The sequence below is a fragment of the Salinicoccus jeotgali genome (assembly GCF_039538805.1).
Classification (GTDB): Bacteria; Bacillota; Bacilli; order Staphylococcales; family Salinicoccaceae; genus Salinicoccus; species Salinicoccus jeotgali.
Genome location: NZ_BAABCK010000012.1, coordinates 49,883 through 64,398 on the forward strand (window position 1 = coordinate 49,883; position 14,516 = coordinate 64,398).

Consider the following 14,516-nt stretch of genomic DNA (forward strand, 5'->3'; position numbering starts at 1 on the left):
TCCATATCCTCAAGTGCCAATATTAATTTATCAAAATGGTCAAAGAATGTCAATCCATAAGTTTGAATAAATTCAAAAACGCTCAATCAAGAAGAAAATCCATAAAAACGGTGTTGCCCACAAGCCGGCCTTTCTGTGTAAGTGAAACGTAGCCGCCATTTTGTTCCAGATGTCCAGCAGCAATTTGACGCCCCAACACTTCACCATACACATCGTCAATCGGACCGTACTTTTGACCGAAGCGTATCATGTCGACACCCTTATTCATCCTCAGGCCAAGGAACATCTCCTCTTCCATCTGTGCTTTCTTTTCAAGGACGATTTTCTCTTTGACGACATCACCTGAATCCTTCATCGCTTCTATATAATGGTTCACCGGTTTGATGTTATAGTACCTTGTTCCATCTATATAGCCGTGGCTTCCTGCGCCGGCCCCATAATAAGGTTCATTTTTCCAGTAAGTTTTATTGTGTTCCGATTCGTACTGCGGCTTGGAAAAATTTGAAATTTCGTATTGCGGATAACCCAGTGCATCCAATCCATCGATTACATACAAATATTTCTCAGCTTCCACATCATCGTCATCCACAGTCATTTTGCCTTTCTTTATTTGATTATAGAAGATCGTATGGGGTTCTATGATCAACGAATACCATGAAATGTGCTTTGGCTTTAAGGAGGCGATATGGCTCAGGCTGTCGTCTAAGTCACTCATCGTTTCGCCTGGCAGATTATACATCAGATCCAATGAGTAGTTGTTCAACCCTATCTTCTCCATATGATCTATGGCATTGAAGATGTCCCGGTAACCGTGCGAACGGCCCAGAACTTTAAGCAGATCTTCATTGAATGTCTGCACGCCTAGACTCACGCGGTTGACGCCGTGGGTATTGAGGACGTCCAGTTTACCTGGCGTCAATTCATCCGGATTGGCTTCGAAAGTAAATTCTTCCGTTATGTTGAATCGATTGTTGATGACTGTTAGTAGGCGATCGAGCTGCATTTCGGTCAGGGCAGTTGGTGTGCCCCCACCGACGAATACAGTTCTGAGGCTCGTTTGTTCAATTCCTTCAAGTTCAGCAATCAGTGCATCTAAATACTGATCGACAGGCTGATTTTTTATCAGCACCTTATTGAAGTCGCAGTATGTGCAAATCCTGTTGCAGAACGGTATGTGGATATATAGGCTTTCTGTCATGATTTACTCTCCAATCAAAACTAAAAGCCACTGTTGTAGTGGCTTTTAGTCTTCATCCATTTTAAGTACGGCCAAGAATGCTTCTTGCGGTATTTCGACGCTTCCAACCGATTTCATCTTCTTCTTGCCTTCCTTCTGCTTCTCGAGCAGTTTACGCTTCCGGCTGATATCCCCTCCGTAACACTTGGAAAGAACATTCTTGCCCATTGACTTGATGTTCGTCCTGGCAATGATCTTTTGGCCGAGGGAAGCTTGGACAGGCACTTCGAACTGCTGACGGGGTATGAGAGTCTTAAGTTTTTCGACGATGGTCTTGCCGCGTTCATAGGCAAAGTCTCTGTGTACGATGACACTCAGTGCATCTACTCTTTCATTGTTGAGCAGGATATCCATCTTGACAAGCTTGCTTTCCTTATAGCCTATCAGTTCATAATCAAATGAAGCATAGCCTTTAGTCTGTGATTTCAACTGATCGAAGAAATCGAACACTACTTCTGAAAGGGGAATTTCATAAATAATATTTACCCTGATATCATCAAGATAATCCATGGTGATGAAATTTCCTCGTTTCTTCTGGCACAATTCCATTACTGCGCCTACATAGTCATTCGGGACCATGACTGTGGATTTGACGTATGGTTCTTCGATATGTGAAATTTTTTGCGGGTCCGGCATTTCTGCAGGGTTATCTACAGTCACCTTCGTCTCGTCTGTCATATAGACATCATAGATTACGGATGGCGCAGTGGCAATCAGTTCAATGCCAAATTCGCGTTCAATCCGTTCCTGGACGATCTCCATGTGAAGGAGCCCGAGGAATCCTGTCCGGTAACCGAAGCCGAGTGCTTGTGATGTCTCGGGTTCGTAGACCAGTGAAGAGTCATTTAATTCGAGCTTCTCCAATGCCTCCCTAAGGTCAGTGTACTTGTTGGCATCTATCGGATAGATACCGCAGTAGACCATGGGATTCATCTTTTTGTACCCTTGAAGAGGCGCTTCTGCTGGGTTATCGGCAGACGTAATCGTATCCCCGACGCGAGAATCACTGACATTTTTGACCGAAGCCATCAAATAGCCTACATCTCCGACAGTCAATTCCTGCACGGGCAGTGGCTTAGGCGTATTGATACCTATCTCAGCCACTTCAAATTCTTTACCGGTGGCCATCATGCGTATCTTGTCACCAGGCTTTACTGTACCATCGACGATTCTGATTGAGGAAATTACGCCGCGGTAAGGGTCGTAGACCGAGTCGAAGATAAGTGCCTTCAATGGTGCAGAAGGATCGCCGTTTGGCGGTGGCACTGTTTCTACAACCCGTTCCAAAATTTCTTCAATGCCGATATTTGCCTTGGCGGAAGCGTGTATGGCTTCATCCTTATCCAAGCCTATGACGTCTTCCACTTCCTGGGCGATGCGGTCGGGTTCAGCTGCCGGGAGGTCGATCTTGTTGATGACCGGAATCAGTTCCAGATCGTTATCCAACGCCAAATAGACGTTGGCCAGAGTCTGTGCTTCAATGCCCTGCGCGGCATCCACAACAAGGATGCCACCTTCACACGCGGCTAATGAACGGGAGACTTCGTATGTAAAATCGACGTGTCCCGGCGTATCGATAAGGTGGAAGATGTAGTCTTCCCCGTCTTTTGCGGTATATTTAAGCTGTACTGCGTTCAATTTGATTGTTATGCCGCGCTCGCGCTCCAAATCCATGGAATCGAGCAGCTGCATCTTCATCTCCCTTGATGTGACCGACTTGGTGTTTTCAAGGATGCGGTCAGCAAGAGTACTCTTGCCGTGATCAATATGGGCGATTATGGAGAAGTTACGTATATTTTCCTGTCGTTCCAGACGCTCTTGATCATTCATATATCTTCCAACTTTCTCTAATAGCAATGGTTGTATTATAGCAACAATAACAATTTCATTCAATTCCTTTTCTGTTTATATTGCATAAGGGTGCGATGTTTGATAAAATACTTCTTGTTGCAATCAATGTTGTACAACTACAAGGTGGAGGTGAATGCAATGGCTAATATTAAATCAGCAATCAAAAGAGTAAAGACGACTGATAAAGCTCAACGTCAAAACATTGCTCAGAAAAATGAAATGCGTACTGCTGTCAAGCGTGCCATGACTGCAAAAGAAAATAATGCGGAAAATACGGAAACACTCGTTTCCAATGCTGTTAAATACGTAGATAAAGCTTCTAAAAAGAACTTGATCCATGATAATAAAGCATCCCGCTTGAAATCAAAATTGATGACAAAATAAACCCCCTCCTCTGTGAAGGGGTTTATTCATGAAGAAAGGTCTCCACTCGGAGGCCTTTTTATATTTCCAGGATAAAGAGCTCAAACAGGCTCTGACGGTTCAGGTAACTGGATTTGAACTTATAGTCGATATCGCGGCATTTGACCATCTTCTGCTCCAATTCATCCTGGCGGTATTTGCCTATTTCCCGTGCAGCCAACTTCACCCGGTAGGGGTGCACCTTCAGGGCTTTCGCTATATTGTCCCCCTGATAGCCCTGCTGCATCATCAGCTTAACTTGATACAACAGCCTCAGCTGATTGATGATCAGATGCAGCAGCTGCATCGGCTCTTCATTCTGAAGCATCAGCGCACGGAGCAGTTTGACTGCAGCAGCTTTCTGACCTGATAGTATGAGATCGGTCAGCCTGAAGATATTCTCTTCAAGACTTACACTGACTATCTCCTCCACAGCCTCTTCAGTGATCTTCCCATCAGTATAGAGGAGGAGTTTATCCAACTCATTCCTGACTTGATCATATTTGATGCCGACACGTGCAATAAACAGGTTCAAAGCTTTAGGATCCACCTCAACACCGGATTCTTCAGCTGTCGCATTGATGAAACTTCTGACTTCATTCTCCGTCATCTCGGCCATTTCAGTGATGGCGCCTTTTTTCTTAAGCAGTTTGGTTATCTTCTTACGGTTATCAAGCTGCTCATGATAGACTTTGAATATGATGAGTGCATCATCGTTTTTATTGTTGATGTATTCCACCAGCAGATCAATATCATGATCTACTTCAGCGCGAACTTTAGCTCCTGTAAAAGAATAGGCATCATCAACCAAGATAGCCTTCCTGTCCGATAGGAACGGTAAAGTTTGTGCTTCTTCTATAATCTGCTCGATTGTCGATTCCCTGTAGTTCAGGGCAACGATGCTGAAATCATCCGCTTCCCCGACATAATCCTCAGCCAATTTCTTAGCTTTTTCTGATATCCTTAGTGCATTATTGCCATAAATGAGCTGTAAGCGATCCATATTGGTCGTCACCCTTCTGTCTATTCTAAATCCATTATAGCTTTTTTTTGTTAAATATCATATAATGTTAGTGATATGTTTAGGAGGTTATCTCATGAATAAATTCGAAAAACATGTTCAATCCAAGAATAACGATGTCGTGGATTCCGGTGTCGGCTTTGTTGTCGGTTTCCTCGGTTTGACGGCGATCTACGTCGTGGCACAGATTTTCCAGATTGTTGCAGGTTAATGAAGAGCTGAATAATCAGCTCTTTTTTTTATGCAGTGATTTTTCTGTTCGAACTTTGTTTCGACGCACATCACTTCATTCTTTATATTGAACCGGACCATACCATGTATGGAAGTGTCGAACATTTCGAGATGGGCAGTCCGCTCCATCACTTCATCATGGGGGTGACCGTAGCGGTTGTCTACTCCGGCAGATACCAGACCATATGTAAATGACCCATTTTTGATGAACGCCTCTCCAGTCGAAGTATTCGAACCGTGATGGCCAAGCTTCAGTACATCTGCATGTATTGATCCGTACTGCTCTATGATCTGGGTTTCACCCTCCGTATCAGCGTCTCCTGTAAACAAGAAGGTGTAGGCACCTGCCGAAACCTCCAACACCAGTGAGTGTTGGTTGGAATCATCACTTGCCAGTTCGGAGGTGGGATATAATTTCCTGATGCTGATGGCCCCTACTTCAATTTCAGGCGCCTCCATAGCATCCACCACCCTGCCCTTTTGCACTACGGACAAATCAGCATACCACTCTTTAAAGCTCGGGTCGAGCGGATTCAGATAAATCTGTTTTACATCGAGTTTCTCCATTATATACTTTGATTCCCCGACATGATCAAGGTCGAAGTGCGACAGGATCAATAGATCTATACTGTTGATTCCCGCTTCTTTCAACAGGGGGAGTACGGTCTGAACCGATAGTTTCTTCGAGTCCGGATTCAAGTATCTTTTGCCCCCTGTATCGATCAGTATGGTCCGGTCATTCACATGGTCGGTCACGATGAAGGCATCACCCTGACCGACGTCCACCATGGTGACGGTGACGTCATATTGATGGATTGCATCAGATGTGAACAGTGTAGTGATGAAAACCAAAAGTGAGAGGATGAAGGATTTCATCTCCCTCAGACATAGGGCGTACATCATCCAATAGGAGGCGATGACAACGATGATCAGCGCCACGGCACTTAAATTTTTGACGGCGATCCGATGGGTCATCATATCCGCCAAATATACGATCGAACCTTTTAGATTGTCGAACATGAAAGCATATAGAAGATCCACCGATTCGGGAATACCCATTAACACCAAGCAGTTATAGAAAATGACCATCGGGAAAAATACCAGTGTAAAAACAGGCACATAGATCATATTCATCACTATTCCGCTGATGCTGAGTTCATTGAACTGCATCAGTACTGTGGCGACTGTAGAAATTTCAGCAATAAGCGTAATGCCGAGCAACTGTGCTATGAAGCCATAACCCATCCAATAGTTTTTGGAAAGAACAATGGCGAAAGTCGTAAGATATGATAACTGGAAGCCTGCATGGTGGACAATCCAAGGATTCATGGCTATCTGGATGATCGCAGATAGAGAAATGACTGTAAGGTATGGTCTACTCCTTGTAAATGACAGCAGCAATAGTGTAATCGTCATAAAGACGGCACGGAATACGCTCGGGCTTGGAAAGTTCAATGCAAGGAACAGCAGCAGCACAACGATCATGATGATCCTGATCGTACCCACTTCCAGACGCAATCGATTGAGGATATGGAATATTACTGCACCGATGAAAGCGACGTGCGTGCCTGAGATGACATACAGATGATAGATGCCGAGCTTCTGCAGAGCATCAAAAAACTCTGACGTTATATATGATTTATTGCCGATCGACAGCGTCAGGATATCATACTTGTAATCGTGTTCCGTACTTCTAAGCACCTTCTTCATATATGTATCGCGTGCCTGTGCAATCTTCATATGTAAAGTTGGTTGTGTGTGGCTCCCGCACCTATCCAGATCCCCACTATCCATATATATGCGGCCATCCATGCCGTTGACCCCCATCATCCTAACGGCATCGTATTTGATGAAGTTGCGTGTCGCCTCAGGCTGCTCCACCGGAAAGGGGCCGGCACACCGGGTGCCTATCGGCAACTCGATGCCTTCAGGTACATACACATCAAGACTATTCCCGTCCGCTTCGGCAATATGCCCCAGACCTTCACGGTAGTATTTGTATTCAGTTATCGTAATGGATTGAACCGTTTCAAGCACAGGTTTTTCAGACAATATAAAAACAGCCATCGTCAGGATGGCTGTCAAAGTAATATGGAAAATAAGATATGAATAGCCCTCCATCCTCTTGATGCAGACCAGACAGGCTATGGATATAAAAAATGCCCCTAATAAGGGGTCATTGCAGATGATATGGGCATTTACGAGTGATAATAAAATCAGGAACGACTTCATGACTCCTGTTTGAATAGTTCCAGGATGTTTTCCCGGTCGAATGCGATACGTTCATGATGGACACCGGTTTTATCAAGGAGTTCCAACGCGTAAGGGTGATTCTTATAGTCTTCTGCATAGTAGATGGAGCTGATGCCGGCCTGTATCAATGATTTTGTACAATGCACACACGGGAAATGCGTCACATAGACACTTGCGCCTTCAGTCGACACGCCAAACTTGGAACATTGCAGCAATGCATTGATTTCAGCATGGATCGTCCTGATGCAATGCCCCCCTTCGAGCAGACACCCAACATCGATGCAGTGCGCTTCTCCGGAGACTGACCCGTTGTAGCCACCGGCAATAACCCTGTTATCCTTAACGATGGTCGTACCGACTCTAAGTCGCTCGCAAGTCGACCGCAGACTGAGCAGATGACTTTGTGCGAGAAAGTACTGATGCCAATTGATTCTCATGTTACCCCTCCTGTATCCTATTCATCTATTGTAATATAAGGTTTCAGACTTTCAAATGTTTTATCGCCGATGCCAGGGATATTCTTTATATCTTCAAGCTTCATGAACAACCCGTTCTCTTCCCTGTAATCCAAAAAAAGCTGAGCTTTCTTTTCACCTATGCCATTAAGCGTCGTAAGTTCGTCTACATCTGCAGTATTGATGTTTACAAGCGCTTCTGCCTCTTCATTTTCTTCCGTCTGATTAACAAGACCTTCAGCAATTTCTTCCCCGACAGCTGGTACATACACCACCTGTTCATCCTTGAGTTTCATGGATTGATTGACGGTCAATAGATCGGCATTCCCTTTGATCTGCGCCATCTCAAGGACATTTTTTACACGGGCGTCATTAGGGACTTCGAACACACCGGGATATTTCACCGCACCCTTGACTTCCACCATGATTGTCTGTGATTCAGCTTGCTCTTCTTCAGGGGCTTCATCGGATGACTCTTCATAAGCTTTAGGTTCGTAGGCTTTCATCGGCATTTCTTCCTCATTGGAAGACATTAATTTAAACACAATTATCGAAAACACTAGACACACGGCCGCACAAGCGATGGGAATTTTATACCTTTTGCATACTTCCATGAATTCAGTCACTGCATTTCCTCCTAGAATAATCTCTCATATATATATGGGGAGAAATGGCCGTTTTTCTTTTTTTACATTGCAAGTAAATAATAAAACTCGAAAAATAAAAATGACCCGGCATCTGCCAGGTCATTCCGTCTGTTTATTTTTTCAATACATAGAATACCCTGTCACAAATATCGGTCACTGGATTATCTATTGAGAAATCACTGAAGGAATTGAGGATTGAAAAATCAGTCTGATTGATTACCCGAATCATTTCCTTATGCTTATAGGTTCGTTGCTCATGGGTTTCAGCAATTTTACGGTATGTGTCCCCGTCTTCCTCTTTTACGAAGAACGTCATATCATGGATTACCGACAGTGGATGCTCACCTGTAATGGCATGCCATATATAAGTGATATGATCTGTTTCATCCGAATAGGTCATATCATTAAATTCATGCTCCATTTTATAGACGCTATGGATATCGAATAGGAAGATACCATCTGGATTCAGATGATCGTAGACGTTCTTAAGCACCTGGGCCACTTCACTAGGGTCTTTGCAGTAGTTCATCACATCGACGGTTGCAATTGCCATATCAAACTTCTCATCAAGGCGGAAATCGAGCATATCTCCAGTTAAAAACGATGTTTGCTTCAAATTTTTTGATTTTGCCTCTTCTATCATCTGTGGGGACTGATCCATGCCAGTCACCTTGTCGAAATCAAGCTGACTGGTCAGACGGCCTGTACCGCATCCGATATCCAGGACACTTTGCCGCCCCCCTTTGAAATGGTTGATGATGTCCAGCCAGAGATCATATGGCAGATCATAGGTGAGTGCCTCATAATGGCGGCTGAAAAGTTGGTAGGTTGACTCAGACTTCAACGCGTTCACCATTCTTGAACAGACGCTCAAGATTATAGTATTCACGCTCTGGTTTATGGAAGATATGGAGGACGACGTTGCCTGCGTCGAGCAATACCCATTTACCTTCCTTATAGCCTTCCATATTCGTCTCTACGCCGTGTTTTTGACACGCATCCTCTGCTTCATCGGCAATCGCCTGAACCTGGCGGTCCGAGCTTGCGTCGCAGATAAGATAATAGTCGGTGACGCTGCTTGACCCTGAAACATCAAATTTCATGATCTCCTCTGCACGCTTATCATCACATGCTTCTGCTAAAAGTTCGATTAGTTGTCCGGTTTTCATACATTCACTCCTTGACCATATTATAGTAATTCAAGCATTCCAATGTCTTATGATAGATCGGCTGATCCTTAGACAATAGATGCTGCATGTTGGCTTTAGTAATCTCATAGACCGCAAGATCCAGATTGCGGTCATCAAAAACAAGCTCCCGTATCGTTTCCACGCCGGGCTGACTTCTTTTCGGCTCAATATAATCTGCAACATAGATGATTTTTTCATTAAGCGACATATGGCTCCTGCCGCTCGTGTGGTTCATGATCGCCTGGTAGATTTCCTCATCCTGCACCCGGTACTCTTCACGCATTTTTACTGCAGCCACTGGGCCATGCAGAACCGCAGATTTATAGCTGAGGAGTTCAGGGTCGAGCTTATACTTTGTGACGTACTGGTACATCTCGCCCAGTTCATCGTACTTCGAGAAATCGTGGAGTATGCCTGCAAGGAAGCATTTATTTTTGTCTCCCTTGAATATTTCAGCCATTTTAACTGCCGTCTCTGCTACTCTTTTGGAATGTTTATACCTTTTTTCAGGTAGTTTGGCCTTTACCATATCTAACGCCACTTTATGTTTCATACAAGCGATGCTCCTTTATATACTGGTATACAGAAGGCTCGAGCTGATGCATTGCCACTTCCCCTTTTTTTATCCTTTCCCGAATGACTGTAGAAGAAATCTCCATAACAGGCTGGCTAAGGGCAATGAAGCGTTCATCTATGGCCAGTTCATCGGAGCGGCGGCTCATTACAACGAAATTCATCATTTTAAGCAGCGCTTCATGACGATGCCACTTGTGGAATCCTTCATATTGATCGGAACCGATAAGGAAATACCGCTCATCTGATGGATATTCCTCCTTCAGATATTGGACGGTGTCGAAAGTGTAGCTCATACCTTCCCGAGTAATTTCCCAATCGAGGATTTCCATGAACTTGTAGGGAGCGGCGGCTCTTTCTAACATTTCAAGACGGTGTCTGTCACCAGTGGTGGATTCATCTTTCAGCGGTGACTGTTTTGCAGGAATCAGGATGATCTTATCCAAATCCAGGGCGATCTTAGCCTCAACGACGCCATGTATATGACCGAGGTGCACAGGATCGAATGTCCCTCCAAAGAAGCCTATCCTCATCCCAAGTCGATCTTCTTGTTCTCTTCAGACATTTTATACAATACAATCGTCTTTCCGATTATGGTGACGACATGACTGTTCGTGGCTTCGCTGATTTGGGCCGCTATATTATCCTTATCCTCCAGACAGTTCTGCAGGACTGATATTTTGATGAGCTCCCTCTTTTCAAGAACGTCGTTGATCTGCTCGACGAAGTTCTCATTGACTCCATTTTTCCCAACCTGGAAGATGGGGTTTAGATGATGCGCCTCTGCTTTCAATTGTTTCACTTGACGAGAAGTGAGTGTATTCATGATTGGCCTCCATTATATTCTTTATACTTTTTATTAACTGCTTCGTAATCTCCCTTGTCGCCAGTCCATATTTCATATGCATCCATTGCCTGATGGATGAGCATCGGCATGCCGTTCATACGGTTTGCTTCCTTGAAATAATCGAGGAATGGCGTTACTTCCGGTTTATAGATGAGGTCGACTCCGATTGTCGATTCGCCGAATAATCCTTGCGGCAAGTCCAACACCTCTACAAGATCTTCATTTGCGAGTCCCACCGGTGTCGAATTGATGATGACATCGAATGCTTCTTGACCAGTCAGCTCAGGCAACAGCGTGAAGGAGAAGTCCGTCGTTATAAATCCCTCCATGGCAGTACTTCGGCGTGCCGCTATGGTCACGTCATCTCCGATGTTCGCGTGTGCCCGGTGTACTGCTTTCGCTGCACCACCGGCTCCGATGATGAGTACTTTGCGTCGACTTTTACCGAACTTGCCATGGAACGCATTCATATAGCCTGTAACATCGGTGTTATGGCCCCTCCATACTCCATTTCTTATGGACACGGTGTTCACAGCACCGATGTTTCGGGCATCCGCTTCAATCTCATCCAGATGCTTCATGATACTTTCTTTATGTGGGAGGGTGACGTTGAACCCTTTCAGTTTATTAGCCGATGCCGTCTCCTGTATGGCATCAAGCGCGTCAGGTTCAACTTCAATCGCCAAGTATTCATCAGACCTCCCCTTAGCAGCGAAATTCGCATTATGGATTAAAGGTGAGAGACTATGCGATACAGGGAATCCTATTACTGCATAATTACCCATTACTGGTCTCCTTTAAATATCGTCGGCCTCAAAGTGACTTCCACACCTTCAGGCACGCGTACAGTCACTGTAGATCCGCCACCTACGCGGATGAACGACAGTCCGCTTATTTCTATGTCACTATCTTCTTCGATATCGAATTCATGACTTTCATAGGACTCGGTCAAGTAAGGTGTTTCAATTTCGGGTGGCGCCAACAGAGTATTATAATGTTTGCTGTAGAATTCATCTGCATTATCCGTCTTGGTCCGGTGGATGGTAAGCGCGTGGTGTGCAAATACGTTAAAACTGTTGCGTTCTCCATAATTATGGTCGATACGCGCCAAGTTACCGATGAAAAGACTCTGCCCGGAGTCCAGTTGGAACCCTTTGGATTTGATCTCTTTAGTTGGAGTTATATGCTTTAAGCTGTCGCTTGAGACATAATGGGCCATTTGGGAATTCAACATCACACCAGGTGTATCATAGATGAACGCATTTCCATCCAGTGGGATATCGATGAGGTCGAGGGTGGTTCCAGGGAACTGGCTTGTCGTAATCACTTCTTTATCTCCCGATGTGTTTTCAATCAGGCGGTTAATGAGTGTCGATTTACCTACGTTCGTCGTGCCCACAACATAGATGTCCTTGCCTTCCGACAACTTCGACAAGCGCTCGAGCAGCTTGTCTATCCCTTCATTCTTCATAGCACTCACTACTACAGTGTCGACAGCTTTGATGCCCGCTTCACTGAGCATGAGTTTAGCGCGATGCACAAGCCGGCTGCGGTTGACCGATTTTGGCAGCAGGTCAATCTTATTGATGACCGCAACCACTTTCTTGTCCCCGACAATCCTGTTGAAGGACGGGATGATGCTGCCGTTGAAGTCGAATACATCAACCACTTTGACGATCAGACCGTCCGTTTCATATAAGGCATTCAGCATCGTCATGAAATCTCCGGAATCGACATCCACATCCATCACTTCATTATAATGTTTCAGACGGTAGCATCGTTTGCAGATCGGATTTTCCTTTTCCAGTCCGCTTGCGGGTATATAACCCGGTTGTTTTTCGTCATCGCTCTGCAGTTCTGCTCCGCAGCCAATACATTTAATAGACTCCAAATGTCAGTCCCTCCATTGAATAAGACCTTTACGGTCAAAATATCTCATTATGATGCGTTCAATTCTCCGGTTGACCACAGTGGCCCAACCATCTTTCTTTTTGACGGGCAATACCAGAATACTTTCCAACCCGGTCCGATTCGCCCCCAATACATCCGTCAGAAGCTGATCGCCGATCATGACCGTTTCAGATTTAGCTGCCCCCATATTGGCGAGCGCTCTCCGGTAGGAATGCCCTAGGGGCTTTCTGGCCCGGTATATATACTGGATTTCGTGCGGGTCACTGAAATCACCGACTCTTTGCTGGCTCCCGTTAGAAACGATGGAGACTTTTATATCGTTATCCTTCATCTCCTTAAGCCACTTCAACACTTCTTCATTGGCATCGGGTTCGTCGAACCCCACCAGAGTATTGTCCAAATCCGTGATGATTGCGCGTATGCCGCGCTCTTTTAAATATTCAGGCGTTATGCTATGGAATTCCCTGAAATAGTCGCTTGGTAAAAAATATTTTTTAAGAAGCTTCAATGTCCGCACTCCCAGTGAGTTTTTTTATATTCTATCACAAAAATAAAAGCCCCTTAAAAAATTAAGGCGCTTTTTTAACTATTCAATGATGTCATTATCCTCTGTCTCGGTCTCTTTGTAAACCAGAAAACCGATGACGACTGTAATGATGATTGAAATGATCATGAGAAAAGTCATTGAGTATCCCTCCAGGTCACAAGTCCTTCATTAATAATTTTACAACTTCAGATGAATGAATACAAGCTTTAGACAAAAATTCTTCATAAGCCATATCTGCACTGTCATCCGCCCTATCTGAAATCGAACGGATGATGACGAATGGCGTCGAGAATTGATAGCAAGTCTGTGCGATGGCCGCCGATTCCATATCCACCGCATAGGCTTTTTTGAAGTTTTGCAGGATGGCGCCCTTCTGGGCCGCATTGCTGATGAATGAGTCACCACTGACCACTTGGCCGCTATGACCAGTTATATCCTGATTTTTGGAAATCGCGGTCATCGCCAACTTCACGAGGCCCTTATCAGCATAGTACATTTTTGGCATGCCCGGCACTTGCCCCAGCTCATAGCCGAAGTCGACAGCATCGACATCGTGATGCAGCACATTCGTGCTGACAACCATGTCCGTCACATCAAGGGTATCCGATAAGGCCCCGGCCACACCCGTGTTGATGATGAGGCTTGGGTTATATCGTTCAATGAGGAGTGCGGTGATCATGCTTGCATTCACCTTTCCGATGCCGCTCTCGACGACAATCGCATCTCTTCCGAAAAGTTCACCGGTGTACGCGGTGGTATGGGCCAGTTCCTCCGATGAGCTGATATCCATCCATTCCAGTAGAATGTCAACTTCCGGCTTCATCGCACCGATGATACCGATGGGTCCCCTAGTCAATGGAAACAATCTCCACTTTCATTTCATTGCCGTTCGGGAGCGGTACATTTACTGAATCCTTCAATTTGGCACCCATCAGGGACTGGGCTATCGGCGATTCATTTGATATTTTACCTTCAAACGGATCGGCTTCAGCACTGCCGACAATCTGATAGGATTCTTTGTCTCCATCAGGCAGTTCCTTGAATGTGACGGTCTTGCCGATCTGGACTACATTATTGTTGTTGCTGTCTTCAATGATTTTGGCGTGGCGCAGCATATCTTCAATTTTGGTGATTTCCTGTTCGACGAACCCTTGCTCATCTTTAGCTGCATCATATTCAGAGTTCTCTGAGAGGTCACCGAAACTTCTTGCGACTTTTATCTTCTCAACCACTTCGGGGCGTTTTACGACTTTCAGATGTTCGAGTTCCTCCTGCAATTGTTCATATCCGCTTTTTGTCATTGGAAATTCTTTATTCATATCCATAATGGTTATAAGCCTCCAGTAATTAT

The 14,516-nt window shown here is 44.9% G+C and carries 18 protein-coding genes; 2 read left to right on the forward strand and 16 right to left on the reverse strand.

The genetic code is table 11. The features are described 5' to 3' along the window. Positions 1–82: 82 nt before the first annotated feature. Together hemW and lepA are read right to left on the reverse strand one after the other, a co-directional pair. Positions 83–1,198, reverse strand: coding sequence for a radical SAM family heme chaperone HemW (gene hemW, locus ABD734_RS01970; protein WP_425568273.1), 1,116 nt, complete (start codon positions 1,196–1,198; stop codon positions 83–85). A gap of 45 nt (positions 1,199–1,243) precedes the next feature. Continuing rightward, complete coding sequence (gene lepA / locus ABD734_RS01975) at positions 1,244–3,067, reverse strand: translation elongation factor 4 (RefSeq protein ID WP_344700939.1); 1,824 nt, start codon at positions 3,065–3,067, stop codon at positions 1,244–1,246. A 159-nt stretch (positions 3,068–3,226) separates the two neighbouring features. Here lepA and rpsT point away from each other — a divergent pair, with 159 nt between their 5' ends. Then, positions 3,227–3,472, forward strand: a complete 246-nt coding sequence (rpsT, locus tag ABD734_RS01980) for a 30S ribosomal protein S20 (RefSeq protein WP_344700940.1) — start codon at positions 3,227–3,229, stop codon at positions 3,470–3,472. Positions 3,473–3,530: 58 nt separating this feature from the next. On the opposite strand, the gene holA is transcribed toward rpsT, so the two are convergent. Beyond that, a complete protein-coding gene (holA, locus tag ABD734_RS01985) occupies positions 3,531–4,493 on the reverse strand; it encodes a DNA polymerase III subunit delta (RefSeq protein ID WP_344700941.1) in 963 nt (320 codons plus the stop codon). A 94-nt stretch (positions 4,494–4,587) separates the two neighbouring features. On the opposite strand from holA, the gene ABD734_RS01990 reads away from it, so the two are divergent. Then, the gene (locus tag ABD734_RS01990) at positions 4,588–4,722 is read left to right on the forward strand and encodes a YqzM family protein (RefSeq protein ID WP_344700942.1); all 135 of its coding nucleotides are present in this window, start codon (positions 4,588–4,590) and stop codon (positions 4,720–4,722) included. On the opposite strand, the gene ABD734_RS01995 is transcribed toward ABD734_RS01990, so the two are convergent. The 13 genes from ABD734_RS01995 to greA form a co-directional block, all read right to left on the reverse strand. Beyond that, positions 4,719–6,863 (reverse strand): DNA internalization-related competence protein ComEC/Rec2, encoded by a 2,145-nt coding sequence (locus ABD734_RS01995; protein WP_344700943.1) that lies wholly within the window; start codon positions 6,861–6,863, stop codon positions 4,719–4,721. The two genes, ABD734_RS01990 and ABD734_RS01995, sit on opposite strands and share 4 nt — an antisense overlap. A 107-nt stretch (positions 6,864–6,970) precedes the next feature. Continuing rightward, entirely contained in the window at positions 6,971–7,432 is a 462-nt protein-coding gene (locus ABD734_RS02000; protein WP_344700944.1) for a ComE operon protein 2, read from the reverse strand. Between the two features lie 17 nt (positions 7,433–7,449). Then, positions 7,450–8,076, reverse strand: a complete 627-nt coding sequence (locus ABD734_RS02005) for a helix-hairpin-helix domain-containing protein (protein WP_344700945.1) — start codon at positions 8,074–8,076, stop codon at positions 7,450–7,452. Between the two features lie 133 nt (positions 8,077–8,209). After that, positions 8,210–8,950, reverse strand: a complete 741-nt coding sequence (locus tag ABD734_RS02010) for a class I SAM-dependent DNA methyltransferase (protein ID WP_344701058.1) — start codon at positions 8,948–8,950, stop codon at positions 8,210–8,212. Next, positions 8,931–9,266: a ribosome silencing factor gene (rsfS, locus tag ABD734_RS02015; protein ID WP_344700946.1), complete on the reverse strand. Its 336-nt coding sequence runs from the start codon at positions 9,264–9,266 to the stop codon at positions 8,931–8,933. Before rsfS ends, ABD734_RS02010 begins: the two co-directional genes overlap by 20 nt. Positions 9,267–9,270: 4 nt before the next feature. Further along, complete coding sequence (gene yqeK, locus ABD734_RS02020; RefSeq protein ID WP_344700947.1) at positions 9,271–9,840, reverse strand: bis(5'-nucleosyl)-tetraphosphatase (symmetrical) YqeK; 570 nt, start codon at positions 9,838–9,840, stop codon at positions 9,271–9,273. Next, positions 9,830–10,393: a nicotinate (nicotinamide) nucleotide adenylyltransferase gene (gene nadD, locus ABD734_RS02025; protein ID WP_344700948.1), complete on the reverse strand. Its 564-nt coding sequence runs from the start codon at positions 10,391–10,393 to the stop codon at positions 9,830–9,832. Before nadD ends, yqeK begins: the two co-directional genes overlap by 11 nt. Next, positions 10,390–10,686 carry a ribosome assembly RNA-binding protein YhbY gene (gene yhbY / locus ABD734_RS02030; RefSeq protein WP_344700949.1) on the reverse strand — a complete coding sequence of 99 codons (297 nt, stop codon included), beginning with the start codon at positions 10,684–10,686 and terminating at the stop codon, positions 10,390–10,392. The genes nadD and yhbY overlap by 4 nt, the downstream gene beginning before the upstream one ends. Beyond that, positions 10,683–11,492 carry a shikimate dehydrogenase gene (gene aroE, locus ABD734_RS02035; protein ID WP_344700950.1) on the reverse strand — a complete coding sequence of 270 codons (810 nt, stop codon included), beginning with the start codon at positions 11,490–11,492 and terminating at the stop codon, positions 10,683–10,685. Before aroE ends, yhbY begins: the two co-directional genes overlap by 4 nt. Continuing rightward, the gene (gene yqeH / locus ABD734_RS02040; RefSeq protein WP_344700951.1) at positions 11,492–12,598 is read right to left on the reverse strand and encodes a ribosome biogenesis GTPase YqeH; all 1,107 of its coding nucleotides are present in this window, start codon (positions 12,596–12,598) and stop codon (positions 11,492–11,494) included. The genes aroE and yqeH overlap by 1 nt, the downstream gene beginning before the upstream one ends. A gap of 3 nt (positions 12,599–12,601) precedes the next feature. Further along, positions 12,602–13,126, reverse strand: coding sequence for a YqeG family HAD IIIA-type phosphatase (locus tag ABD734_RS02045; protein WP_344700952.1), 525 nt, complete (start codon positions 13,124–13,126; stop codon positions 12,602–12,604). Between the two features lie 193 nt (positions 13,127–13,319). Next, entirely contained in the window at positions 13,320–14,021 is a 702-nt protein-coding gene (locus ABD734_RS02050) for a 5'-methylthioadenosine/adenosylhomocysteine nucleosidase (RefSeq protein WP_344700953.1), read from the reverse strand. Continuing rightward, a complete protein-coding gene (gene greA, locus ABD734_RS02055) occupies positions 14,014–14,490 on the reverse strand; it encodes a transcription elongation factor GreA (RefSeq protein WP_344700954.1) in 477 nt (158 codons plus the stop codon). Before greA ends, ABD734_RS02050 begins: the two co-directional genes overlap by 8 nt. Positions 14,491–14,516: the final 26 nt, after the last annotated feature.